General features: G+C 44.3%; 11 protein-coding genes. 10 read left to right on the top strand and 1 reads right to left on the bottom strand.

What is annotated here, in order from left to right:
• Positions 1–103: 103 nt before the first annotated feature.
• From MusilaSJ_RS15920 to MusilaSJ_RS15895, 6 genes are all read left to right on the top strand, one after another.
• Positions 104–1735: an amidohydrolase gene (locus MusilaSJ_RS15920; protein WP_274985921.1), complete on the top strand. Its 1632-nt coding sequence runs from the start codon at positions 104–106 to the stop codon at positions 1733–1735.
• Positions 1722–3539, top strand: coding sequence for a serine hydrolase domain-containing protein (locus tag MusilaSJ_RS15915; protein ID WP_274985920.1), 1818 nt, complete (start codon positions 1722–1724; stop codon positions 3537–3539). Before MusilaSJ_RS15920 ends, MusilaSJ_RS15915 begins: the two co-directional genes overlap by 14 nt.
• 119 nt (positions 3540–3658) lie before the next feature.
• On the top strand, positions 3659–3880 hold the full coding sequence (locus tag MusilaSJ_RS15910) for a DUF2683 family protein (protein WP_274985919.1): 222 nt from the start codon (positions 3659–3661) through the stop codon (positions 3878–3880).
• A gap of 88 nt (positions 3881–3968) precedes the next feature.
• Positions 3969–4352, top strand: a complete 384-nt coding sequence (locus MusilaSJ_RS15905; protein ID WP_274985918.1) for a VOC family protein — start codon at positions 3969–3971, stop codon at positions 4350–4352.
• A gap of 61 nt (positions 4353–4413) precedes the next feature.
• Positions 4414–5091, top strand: coding sequence for a hypothetical protein (locus MusilaSJ_RS15900; RefSeq protein WP_274985917.1), 678 nt, complete (start codon positions 4414–4416; stop codon positions 5089–5091).
• A gap of 51 nt (positions 5092–5142) precedes the next feature.
• Positions 5143–5607 (top strand): hypothetical protein, encoded by a 465-nt coding sequence (locus MusilaSJ_RS15895; protein WP_274985916.1) that lies wholly within the window; start codon positions 5143–5145, stop codon positions 5605–5607.
• Positions 5608–5658: 51 nt separating this feature from the next.
• Here the strand turns inward: MusilaSJ_RS15895 and MusilaSJ_RS15890 are convergent, their stop codons facing one another.
• On the bottom strand, positions 5659–6666 hold the full coding sequence (locus MusilaSJ_RS15890) for a zinc-dependent alcohol dehydrogenase family protein (RefSeq protein ID WP_274985915.1): 1008 nt from the start codon (positions 6664–6666) through the stop codon (positions 5659–5661).
• 89 nt (positions 6667–6755) lie between these two features.
• Here MusilaSJ_RS15890 and MusilaSJ_RS15885 point away from each other — a divergent pair, with 89 nt between their 5' ends.
• The 4 genes from MusilaSJ_RS15885 to MusilaSJ_RS15870 all read left to right on the top strand — a co-directional run bounded on the left by MusilaSJ_RS15885 (position 6756) and on the right by MusilaSJ_RS15870 (position 11356).
• Positions 6756–7613, top strand: a complete 858-nt coding sequence (locus MusilaSJ_RS15885) for an AraC family transcriptional regulator (protein WP_274985914.1) — start codon at positions 6756–6758, stop codon at positions 7611–7613.
• A gap of 198 nt (positions 7614–7811) precedes the next feature.
• Complete coding sequence (locus MusilaSJ_RS15880; protein WP_274985913.1) at positions 7812–9260, top strand: circularly permuted type 2 ATP-grasp protein; 1449 nt, start codon at positions 7812–7814, stop codon at positions 9258–9260.
• Between the two features lie 95 nt (positions 9261–9355).
• Complete coding sequence (locus tag MusilaSJ_RS15875; RefSeq protein ID WP_090532596.1) at positions 9356–10291, top strand: alpha-E domain-containing protein; 936 nt, start codon at positions 9356–9358, stop codon at positions 10289–10291.
• Between the two features lie 96 nt (positions 10292–10387).
• Entirely contained in the window at positions 10388–11356 is a 969-nt protein-coding gene (locus MusilaSJ_RS15870) for a transglutaminase family protein (RefSeq protein ID WP_274985912.1), read from the top strand.
• The last annotated feature ends 47 nt before the right edge of the window (positions 11357–11403 follow it).

Here is an 11403-nt window from a genome sequence, read left to right as displayed (position 1 = left end):
TATTTCGATGCTAAATTAAATATTTGAAGGCATAACTTTATGATTTGATAGTTGTATATACTTTTGTGGTTTAATACAATTACAATAAACATACAATTACTTTATGAAGAGACTATTGCCCGCGCTGCTATTACTGGCAGCAGCCTGCAAACAAAAGGAATACAATGCCGATATGCTGGTAAAAAACGCGGTTGTGTACACCGTAGATAGCAATTTTACAACAGCAAGCGCATTTGTAGTAAGCGGAGGAAAGATACTTGCAGTAGGCAATGCCGATTCCCTTGAACAAAAATACAACGCCCGCGAAGTGGTTGACGCGCAGGGTGCCGCGGTTTATCCGGGCTTTATTGACGCCCACGCCCATTTTTATGAATATGGTATGGGCCTGCAGGAAGTAAACCTGGTAGGTACCCATAGCTGGCCCGAAATTATTGACTCGGTAAAAGCTTATTCCGAACGTAATACCGATGGCTGGATCATTGGTAATGGCTGGGACCAAAACGACTGGACTAATAAACATTTCCCCGATAAGGCAAAGCTGGATTCGCTGTTCCCGATGAGGCCGGTGATCCTTAGCCGTGTAGACGGGCACGCCGCCATAGCCAACCAGGCCGCACTGAACATTGCCGGTGTTAAACCGGGGCAAACCATTAACGGCGGCGAAATAGAAACCAGTAACGGGAAACTTACCGGCATTTTGGTTGATAACGCGGTAGGCATAGTTACCCGTAAAATTCCGCAACCTACGGCCGCTATTATAGATACAGCCCTGCTATCGGCGCAAAAAAATTGTTTTGCCGCTGGCTTAACTACCGTTGATGATTGCGGGCTGCCTTATACCATGATAAACACCATTGCCGAGCTGCAAAATAAAGGCGACCTGAAAATGCGCCTGTATGTGATGCTGGCCGACCGACAGGAGAATTATGACTACCTCTTTAAGAAGGGAATCATTAAAACGCCCCGTTTAAATGTAAGGGCTTTTAAAGTTTATGCCGATGGCGCCCTCGGTTCAAGAGGGGCCTGCCTGCTAAAACCCTATGCCGACTCGGCCAAATGGAGCGGCTTTTTGTTGAGTAACCCAAAGCATTTTGAAGAAATAGCTCCAAAAATAGCGGCCCGCGGTTTCCAGATGTGTACCCATGCCATTGGCGATTCGGCAGTGCGGGTAATGCTTAAGATTTATGCTACTAATTTAAAAGGCAAAAACGACCTGAGGTGGCGTATCGAGCACGCGCAGGTAGTATCACCGCAAGACCTGGATATGTTTGGCCAATACAGTATTGTCCCATCGGTACAGCCTACGCACGCGACATCAGATATGTACTGGGCCGGTAAAAGACTGGGCCGCGAACGGCTTAAAACGGCTTATGCCTATAAACAATTGTTAAAGCAAAACGGTTGGATCCCTTTGGGTACCGATTTCCCGGTTGAGAACATTAATCCGCTTTATACGTTCTATGCAGCGGTTGAGCGCAAGGATTTGAAAGGTTTCCCGGAAGGTGGTTTTCAGTCTGAAAACGCCCTAAGCCGGATTGAAGCATTAAAGGGAATGACCCTTTGGGCTGCCAAAGCCAATTTTGAAGAAAAAGAAAAAGGCAGCATTGAACCCGGTAAATACGCCGACTTCGTGATATTGGACAAAGATATTATGAAAGTAAAAGGCAGCGAGATCCCGGCAACCAAAGTGACCCAAACCTATATAAACGGAGTTAAAGTATATGATAAAAAATAAATGGGGCCGTGTTCCTTTAGTACTATTAGGGTTTGCATTATTTAATACCGCTTGCGCGCAAAATCCGCCGTTAACAGGGCAGGCCTTCATTGCCGAAGAAAGGTTGGTTGGCAACTCCACCGTGTTACTTAACAATGCCTCATACCTGGTGCCGCTGCAAAAGCTGGAGGATTTTAAAATTGCCAGTGTGCATTTCAATAACCAGTACGCCGCCGTTTTTGATAGCTTGCTTAATAAATATAACAGTGTACAGCTATTTGATGGTGGCGCTTATTCGGGTAATAAAACGCTGGCCAATCTTACTTCCGATCTGAAGTTTTACAATACCATTATAGTACAGGTAAATGATGCCGATTTAAGCAATCCGGATGTGATTGACTTTATCAGTACCAATCAAAAAAACAAGAATATAATTGTCGCGGCTTTTGGCAGTGGTTCGCTATTGGGCAAGCTTGATGTTATAACCGCCCCCGTGATCTGGACGGAACGGGTATCACAGGTATCGGCAATGTACAGTGCCGAAGCTATATTCGGCGGGGTAAGTATCTCTCAAAAATTAGCGAAAAACTATAGCGCCGTTTATAAAATGGGGATGGGCTTTGCTACTGAGAAAACGAGACTGCAATATACCGTTCCTGAAGAAGCCGGTATAAATGCTGCCAATTTGCAGGGCATTGATAAGATAGCACAGGAAGCTATCCGTGAGCATGCCACTCCCGGCTGCGTGGTATTGGTTGCTAAAGATGGTAAGGTGATATTTAATAAAGCTTACGGTTATCACACCTATGATAATGTAATACCCGACAAACTGACCGACATTTTTGACCTTGCTTCTATGACCAAAGTATCGGCAACCACCATGGAAACCATGCAGCTTACCGATCAGGGTAAATTAAGCCTGGAGAAAACCCTTGGCGATTATATTCCCCTTGCCCGTAAAAGCAATAAGAACGACATCCGGATCCGCGAAGTGCTGTTGCACCAGGCGGGCCTGATCCCCGATATCCAGTCGTTTGAAAAGGTAAAGCCAACTGATCACAGTACCGATTCGTCTGCCGCCTATCCAACAAAGGTATCTGATCATTATTACCTGCGCAAAGACTATTATAAAGATGTAATGCTGCCCGATATGCTGAACTCGCCGTTAAAAACGCGCGGGCAGTATGTATATAGTGATGTTAGCATGCTATTTATGCAGGAGGTTGTTGAAAACATTACTGCCGTGCCGCTCAACATTTATGTACAGCAGCATTTTTATACCCCGCTGGGAATGCAAACTGCAGGCTTCTTACCCTTATACCGCTTTACGCCCGACAGGATAATCCCTACCGAAAATGATAAGGAGTACCGAATGTCATTACTGGATGGATATGTACATGACCCAACAGCAGCGCTTTTAGGCGGCGTTGCCGGGCATGCCGGTTTATTTGGCAGTGCCAATGATGTGGCCATATTATACCAGATGATTTTAAACAAGGGGAGTTATGGTGGTGCTCAATATTTTAAACCGGAGGTTGTTGACCTGTTCACCTCCAAACAATCGCCGGTGAGCCGCCGCGGACTGGGTTTTGACCGCTGGGATCCGATAGCCGAAAGACATTATCCTTCAAAGCTGGCATCAGATCAGGCTTTTGGACATACCGGTTTCACAGGCACCTGTATCTGGGTTGATCCTAAATACAACCTGGTATATGTATTCCTGTCAAACAGGGTGAACCCATCGGTAGCCAGTAAGCTGTTGAGCCTTAACATCAGGCCAAGGATTCAGGATGTGGTTTATGAGGCTATAACTAAAGGCTTGTAAGGGAATTTCGGAATTAGGTTTTTTTGATTTCGGATTTGACCCATTATTCGCAGGCGCTGTATCGGGTTGTATTTTAGACAGATTTGACGGTTAAAATAAAAACGGGGTATATTTGATATATGACAACATTAACCATACATCCTGCAAATGCAGATCAGGAAACTGCTATCCGGATTTTTTTGGATGCCCTGCATGTTGATTATAAAACAAGCGAAATAGCGAATGATACTGCTTACTTGCTTTCTTCAGAAGCCAATGCTCAACATCTGCAAAAATCAATTGAGCAAGAGCATCAAGGTAAAGTCACCAAACTTAACCTTGATAATATATGGAAGCCATAAACTTTACCGACGAAGCGCTGGCCGATCTTGTATTATGATCAAACATCAATTGGATATTTGGTAACTTAGAATATCAAAACCAGTTACCATGGCCTCAACAATAAACATTCCCGAAAATTACCAGGCTGTTATGCCTTACCTCATTGTTAAAAACGGTGCTCAGTTTATCGGGTTTACCCAAAAGGTTTTTGGCGCAACCGAACAATTTAAAACCATGCGCGACGAACATACCATTATGCACGCCGAGGTTAACATCAATGGCAGCACCATCATGTTTGCTGATTGTACCGATACTTACCAACAGCAAAATGCAGGTATGTTTGTATATGTAGAAAACTGTGACGAAACTTACCAGAAGGCCCTTGATAGCGGAGCCGAAAGCATTATGCCGCCGGCCGATCAACCATACGGCAGGAGCGCAGGGGTAACAGATCCATTCGGAAATACATGGTGGATCACTAATCCGTTATAAATAATTTGATTAACTTATGGAAATTACACAGCGCCTGCATCTTATCCATAAAATTACAACCATGAAAAATCTTTTAACTGTTTTAGTGTGTCTGTTTTATGGAATTACCGCTTTTGCCCAGGCAGCCCTGCCGCAAACGCCGCTGCAGATAATGCCGGATACAGGCAAAGCTTTGTTTAAACCGAATAACAGTCCTGCTTTTAAAGACACAACAAACACGTATAAAACCTATCAGCCTAAGTATCCTGCCGATTCCTTATACCGCTATTTACCTGGTGCAAAAGAACGGCAGCCATTAATTATTGTTAACTCCAAAATCATTGCCGGTCTTGGCTATATAAATCCAAATGATATCACTTCATTATCGGTTTTGAAAGACAGGGAGGCTGTTCCTCCAAACCTGGCTAACCTAAGCAGGTTTGGCGTTTTATTGATAACCCTTAAAAAAGGAGTGAAAATTGAAACAAATACTTTTGACGATATAAAAAGGAGGTTTGGAGTAAGCGGTAAAGTGAGGTTTGCTGTTGACGGCTATTTTGTTGACGATGAAAGTATGCTCATTTCGGCGCAGGACATCAACGAAATAAACCTAACCTGGAAAAAGAATAAAGATGGATCGCCGGATGTAACGATCAACATATGGATGCTGACGTCTGAAACCCGCAAAGGCCCTGTTGCCGGAAGGCGTCCAACTGATAAGCCCGGTGAAATTTATATAAGGGGATCGGTATCAAAATAATTTTATTTCGGATAAAATCTTTTCCTTTGCCGGTCGTCATACATATAATATATGTACGCTTTTATTTTAGCATTACACTCCCTTACGCGCTGGTTTGTTTTAGCCAGCCTGCTTTTTGCCATTTATCGCGCTTACAGCGGATGGCTTACTGACAAAAGCTATTCAAAATTTGATGACCGCGTACGGGTTATTACCACCAACATTGCTCATATCCAGCTAACTATTGGGCTTTGGTTATATTTTATCAGCCCGATAGCCAATTATTTCATCAGCCATTTTAAAGAAGCGGTACACGAGCGGCAGATCAGGTTTTTTGGCATGGAGCACGTTACCATGATGCTGATCGGCATTACGCTGATCACCATTGCCTCATCAAAAGCTAAACGAAAAACACTTGATAAGGACAAATTTAAAACCACGGCCATTTGGCTAACCGTTGCCCTGCTGGTTATTTTAAGTTCCATCCCCTGGTCGTTTTCGCCATTGATCAGCCGCCCGTTATTCAGGCCGTTTTAAAAGCCTGGACTTTGAAAACTGAAAAGGTAACTTATTTTAGAGCGAATCACCTTACTCCGCAACGTCAATCACCAACTTACCACTTGCCTTACCATTTTCTAAGATCTCGTGGGCTTGATTGGCGGTAGCCAATGTAAATGTACGTTCATCCACCAGTGGAACAATTTTGCCGGCCTCAGCAAGTTTTGTAGCCTGCTGCATAATTTCACCATGATGTTTGCGCCCTCTACCGGTGAGCATCGGCATCAAAGTAAACACTCCGGAATATGTAGCTCCCCTGAATGATAAGGGCGCCAGCTTATGCTCACCCCAACCCAGGCAGCTTACCACATGACCGGTATAATAACGTACTGCATTAAATGATGCATCTAAAGTAGCTCCGCCCAGGGTATCATATACAATGTCAAACCCTTCGCCGTTAGTATAATTGTTCACATATTCGTCAACCGTTGTGGCACGGTAATCGATAAAAGTAGCGCCAATGCTTTCAATATATTGCTGCTGGGCCGCGCTGCCGGTAGCATATACATCCGCACCAAAGGCTTTCGCTACCTGAACCGCTAAATGGCCAACGCCTCCGGCACCACCATGTACCAACACTTTTTGTCCCTCACGCACATTTGCCCTGTCTACAAGGCCTTCCCAGGCAGTAATAAAATTAAGCGGCATCGAAGCCGCCTGTCTGAAACTTAAGTGAGATGGTTTAATGGCAAGCAGGTCTGCATCAAAGGCAGCATATTGCGCGTAAGTACCCTGTAGCCCACCAATACCACCGGCAAGACCATACACTTCGTCGCCAGGTTTAAAAGTATTTACATCAGCACCAACTGCTTCAACTATGCCGGCAAAGTCCATCCCTAAAATGGCAGGTAACGGCTGCCTGGCATGCCCGCCTTTACCGGTACGGATCTTATTATCCAATACGCTGACGCCGCTGGCTATAATACGCACCAGTACCTGGCCTTTGGAGGCAATTGGGCGGTCAACTACGGTTATTGTGAAAGGCGCATTTGCTTCAGGAGCGATAAGGGCCTGCATTGTTGTATTTTGAGCTTCCATTGTGTTGTTGTTTAATTACAATACAAAATTATACAAGGAGGCAGCCATATTCCTTGTACAATCCCTCGTAACATTTGTACATTTACACTATGGTAAAAGATAATTTATACCAGCCTTTTGAAGTTGTTTTGCGCGAACCACTCAGCGCCTGTCCCCGCAGCGAACACTCACACAGCTTTTTCGAGTTTATTTATATCATAAGCGGCACCGGAAAGCAGTGCATAAACAAAAGCAAGTTTACCTATAAACCCGGTCACCTGTTTTTACTTACACCTGATGATTCACATTATTTTGAGATACTAACCGAAACACAGTTCCTGTTTATCCGCTTCAACCCACTTTACATTAAAGATCGCGGCCTTAGCAGCGAAACAACCGAGCATCTCAATTTTCTGCTAAAAAACGCAGGCCAGGCACCGGGATGCATATTAAAAACCGATGAAGACAAGGCCGTTGTAAAACCCATTATGCAGGCCATCATCAGTGAAAAAGAAAAAAAAGGGCTTTACAGTAAAGCGCTCCTGCAGCAATATATCAATACGGTTATAGTAATCGCCGCCCGTAATGTGGCTATGAGCATGCCCGATGAAGTTAGTGAGAATACCGAAGAAAAAACGCTTGATATCCTGCAATACATCCAGGCCAACATCTACTTCCCCGAAAAACTAAAAGCTAAAGTCATCGCCGATAAAGCCGGAATCTCTGAAAACTACCTCGGCCAGTATTTTAAAAAACATACCGGCGAAACTATGCAGCAGTATATCATCAATTACAAACTGAAGCTGATTGAGAACCGTTTACTGCACAGCAACATGCGCATGGTTGAAATTGCCAATGAACTTGGTTTTAATGATGAGAGCCACCTGAACCGTATTTTTAAAAAATACAGACGTATGAACCCTTCGGATTTTAGGAAAGCGGGAGGAGAATTGCATGCCCTTGTTTAATACGCTAAAGCCCGTCAGTTTTATATTAACGACCCAACAAAAACAAGAATTATTTTTTGATAATCGCCATGAATTGAAAATTTGATTAAAATATATTCAAAAATTTCAAAATAATTTGCTTTTTTATCAAAAACACTTCATAAATTACAATTCTGAAAGATAACTGATTGTCAATTTTTAATTTATTGTAATTTTTTCATGGAAGAATCAGCTTATTTTGACAAATACAGCCCAATTGATAATGTTTGGGACGAAATGTATGGCTTGGACGCTAATGTTCGGGAACATTACCGTAAAGTTATTGACTACATTTCGAAAGAATCGGCCGACGACCTGAACAAAAAGGAGGAGCTTGCCAAGCGCCTTTTCATGAGCCAGGGCATCACCTTTACCGTTTATAACAGCGGCGAAGGCATTGAAAAGATCTTTCCTTTTGATATTATCCCCCGTATCATCACTGCCGATGAATGGGCTTTTGTTGAGCGTGGCATCAAGCAGCGCCTTAACGCGCTTAATTTATTTCTGAAGGACATATACCATAATCAGTTTATTGTTAAGGACGGCATAGTACCTATTGATATTATTTATTCGTGTCCGCACTTTCTGCGCGAGATGTACCAGCTCCAGGTGCCTTATGATATTTATGTACATATTTCGGGCATCGACCTTATCCGTGATGAAGATGGCACTTTTTATGTGCTCGAAGATAACCTGCGCACCCCATCGGGCGTAAGTTATATGCTCGAGAACAGGGAGATCACCAAGCGGCTATTTCCCGACCTGCTGCCGCAATGCAGTGTGCGCAGCGTTACCGAATATCCGTCAATACTATATAAAAACCTGCTGGCGCTTTCACCCCGGCAGATCCATAACCCAACTATTGTTTTACTTACGCCGGGTATTTATAATTCGGCCTATTTTGAGCATACCACCTTGGCCCGGCTAATGGGGGTTGAATTGGTAGAAGGGCGCGACCTGGTAGTGAACAACCATAAAGTGTACATGAAAACCACCACCGGGCTGCAACAGGTTGATGTGATCTACCGCCGGGTGGACGATGAATTTCTCGATCCCCTGGTATTTAACCCGGCAAGCATGCTTGGCGTAGCAGGCCTTATGGGTGCTTATCGCAAAGGAAACGTAGCCATAGTAAATGCAACAGGCACCGGCGTGGCCGACGATAAGGCGGTTTATGCCTATGTGCCCGATATGATCCGCTATTATCTGAACGAAGAACCCACACTCAAAAACGTACCAACACACCAGTTGGGCAATCCGGATGAACGCGAAATGGTATTTAAAAACCTCAATAAAATGGTGGTTAAGAAAACCAATGGCAGCGGCGGTTACGGGATGCTGATGGGACATGCGGCAAGCGAGCAGGAAATAGATGAATATAAAAAGGAAATCCTGAAAGATCCGCGTAATTTCATAGCACAGCCAACCATCAGTCTTTCGGCGGCGCCTTGTTACATGCAGGGCGAACTAAAGCCACGCAGGGTTGATTTAAGGCCATACGCGCTGTACGGCCCCGATGGCATTGAAATAGTCCCCGGCGGCCTAACCCGTGTGGCTTTAAAAGAAGGTTCACTGGTGGTAAACAGTTCGCAGGGTGGCGGCAGTAAGGACACGTGGGTGTTAGCCTGAAAGGTAAAAGGCTTTTAAATCAAAATAAAAAACAAGAAGGATGCGGAGCTAAGTAAATCCGAAATTGAACATCCGAATTCCGAAATTTAGATCATATGTTAAGCAGGGTTGCAGCAAGTTTTTATTGGTTAAGCCGCTATATTGAGCGCAGCGATGGTATGCTGCGGATGCTCAAAATTAATTATGCCTCATCGCAGGATACAGTGCAGGAATTTACCTGGGAACCTGTAATGAGGATTTTTGCCGGGCTAAACGCCGGCGAAGCCGAAAAACTGGACAACGACAGCCGGTCGGTTTTAAAGTATATGGTTACCGGGAAAAACAATCCTAATTCCATACTCAACATCATTACACTGGCGCGAGAAAACGCCCGCGGTGTACAGGAGCACATCACCAAAGACCTTTGGCAATGCCTGAATGAATATTACCACACCGTAAAAGATCCGCGGCTGGAACGCGCCCTGCACCGGGAAGACCCGATAGGGGTACTGGACGTGCTGATAAAACAAGTAATGCTTTATTACGGCACAGTGGAGATTACTATGGAGCGCGGCGAAGGCCGTGCATTTATGAACATTGGCAAATACCTGGAGCGGGCCATCCAGTCGGTTGATATTTTGGATACTAAATTCAGCTCGATAAGTGATAACCCCGATCTGCTTACTGATACCACTTACTGGAAACACCTGCTGCTTTCATTGGGTGGCTACGAGCTGTATTTAAAAACATACCGAGAAGGCTTTGAGGCCGAAAATGTTTTGGAACAGGTTGTGCTGAACAACGATTTTCCGCGCTCGGTTATTTATTCGGTAAATAATATTCAGCGTTATTTCGACAGATTGAAGAATGACAGCAATGCCGATGACTACAGGGAAATGTCGTTTCAGATAGGCCGGTTGCAAAGCCGCATAAAGTATAGTTCGGTAAAAAGTATCAAGCAGGAGGGCTTGCACTTGTTCCTCACCCAGATCAGGAGTGAGCTATACGGCATAGGCAATTCATTAAACCAACATTACTTTGCTAATTCATGATCACAATTTGAAGATGTTTTGATTTGAAGATTTGAAAATGCCGGTCTATCTTTTCATTTTCAAATTTTCAAATCCTCAAATTAAAAAATTAAAACAATGCCTGAATTTAAGATTCAACATATCACCAAATATACCTATGAAGGCCCTGTGCGCGACAGCGCCAACCAAATCATCCTGTTCCCGATAAAAGATGAATACCAGGAAGTGGTAAAACAGGAGCTAAATATAACAGGCAGCCCGGTTGTTGATACTCATATCGATTACTATGGCAACGAGGTTGGCAGTTTCACCTACAGCAACCAGCACAACATGCTGGTTATAAACTCAAAGCTGGTTGTCATTACCCGACAGCGCCCCCTTCCGGTTAATGATATTTTTCCGGAGCAGCAATGGGAGGATCTTAAGCGGCTTCAATACATGGTACCCTATATTGATTTTCTAAAGCAGGAATATTTTGAAGGCCTGCCCGAGCTACAGGCAATAGTTGAGCAGGAACGGCGTAAAGATGAAACGCCCTTTCAGATAGCACTTCGTTTTTGCGGCTGGGTTTACAAAAACTTTGAGTACATCAAAGGGGTTACTACGGTTGAAACTACACTGGATGAAGTATGGAAGCTTAAAGCCGGCGTTTGCCAGGATTTTGCCCATATTTTAATGGTGATGCTCCGCCAGCTTAAAATACCATCCCGTTATGTAAGCGGCTATATCTGCACCCATAGCAGTGCTATGCGCGGCGAAGGGGCAACCCATGCCTGGGCCGAAGTGTTTGTGCCCGATTACGGCTGGCTTGGTATCGATCCTACAAATAACTGTATTGCCAATGAAACCCACGTACGCCTGGCTGTGGGGCGCAATTTTTCAGATTGTTCGCCGGTTAAAGGTGTTTATAAAGGCGCCTACGGCCACAAGCTGGAAGTATCAGTAATTGTTGACGATGCAGATACCATTGTTTTTGAGGATAAAACCCACGAATCGCCTGCCATGCACGCGGTAGCCGAATTTCCTAAAAACAGCTATCAGCGATATATGGAGATCATTCAACAGCAGCAGCAACAACAGCAGTAGGTCAGTTGGCAGTGGCAGTTTTCAGTTGGCGGTAGCAGCGGAGAAAT

Origin of the sequence: Mucilaginibacter sp. SJ, from assembly GCF_028993635.1 — a bacterium.
GTDB lineage: Bacteria > Bacteroidota > Bacteroidia > Sphingobacteriales > Sphingobacteriaceae > Mucilaginibacter.
Note: the sequence above shows the minus strand (reverse complement) of the source record. Positions and strands in the feature narration are given on the sequence as shown.